This window comes from Edaphovirga cremea, assembly GCF_003332275.1.
Taxonomy (GTDB): Bacteria; Pseudomonadota; Gammaproteobacteria; order Enterobacterales; family Enterobacteriaceae; genus Edaphovirga; species Edaphovirga cremea.
Window position 1 is genome coordinate 1 of the sequence record NZ_QOVA01000065.1, and the last position, 1,147, is coordinate 1,147.

Annotated in this window: 1 protein-coding gene and 1 pseudogene; both read right to left on the minus strand. The window is 45.5% G+C overall.

The features are described from left to right. Positions 1 to 59 precede the first annotated feature (59 nt). Positions 60 to 317: pseudogene (locus tag DRI82_RS23655) on the minus strand (transposase); the annotation flags it as partial. 100 nt (positions 318 to 417) lie between these two features. Then, positions 418 to 951, minus strand: coding sequence for a hypothetical protein (locus DRI82_RS23660; protein WP_245956926.1), 534 nt, complete (start codon positions 949 to 951; stop codon positions 418 to 420). Positions 952 to 1,147: the final 196 nt, after the last annotated feature.

Sequence of the window (1,147 nt, forward strand, 5' to 3'; positions counted from 1 at the left end):
CATTAACGCAAACAGCTTTTATCATCGTGTGCTTGCAAAACGGGGGCGAACCATACATTTTTTTCGATGACATCTTTCAGTGCCCGATTCTCCAGACTGAGATCCGCGAACATCTGTTTGAGACGCCGGTTTTCATCCTCCAGGTCTTTTATCTTTTTGACATCAGAGGCTTCCATACCGCCATATTTCGCTTTCCAGTTGTAGTAAGAGGCTTCGGATATGCCAGCCTCACGACAAACGTCTTTCACGGTGCGTCCGGCTTCAACAGACTTCAGTACGGCAATGATCTGGTGTTCGGTAAATCGTGCTTTGCGCATAGCGATCTCCTTTATTGGCAAGGTTAGTATGCCGGAAGATCTCTAAATGTGAATGGGCCTAATTTACGGGATGATTACAATGGCACCAGTGACTATCAATTCACAGGATCAATGTTGCATCATCTGTATAGGCCAAAGCGCTGGCGAGTGTTTCCGGGTTGAGACTTTTCAACAGTGGGAAATTAATGAGTTTAAAGCCGTTTGTAAAACAGATATCACACGTCTTGCTCTCCGTATTGAGCAGGATTTCTTTGAACGTTTTGAAAATGAAACGTCTGCATTTCTCCCGATCTCCTTTTAAGGTTAAATCAAGTTTTGTGACATCCTCACTGACAGCAAGTCTCTGCTTGTTCTTGATTGCGCGCATTGTGACTTCATTATTGTTGAATTCTTTATGCAACGCCTTTATCTTTTCGGCCAGAGCAACCACCTCAGGTGCGATTTGTAACGCCTCAACCAGTCGGTCGATACCTTTGAGAATCTCAATATTTCTGTCCTGCAGTAATTGTGTCGAGTGTCGACTGGTTGAATGGGTCTGGAATTTGTCAGCGTTGACAAGCACAGCACTTATCAGGTTTGCATCAGCGATATCGCGTCTGAGGGAGGGTGTATTGCATCGATGTAAGCGGCGCATGGGACACAGTAATATCCCCTGCCTTTGCTGTCGATAGCATTGAGCATGATGCTGTGGCCACAGGCTTTGCACTTCATGACAGAACGGAAGAGATTGATGAGATAAGGGTTGTCAGTGTGTATGTCTTTACCATATGGCGGCTTTCTGTACTCACTGGCGGCATAGAAAACTTTATCGGGAATGACGCGGGGGAAAT

Coding starts and splice junctions, on each gene's coding strand:
- DRI82_RS23660 (WP_245956926.1), bottom strand. CDS start 951: ATGCGCCGCTTACATCGATGCAATACACCCTCCCTCAGACGCGATATC.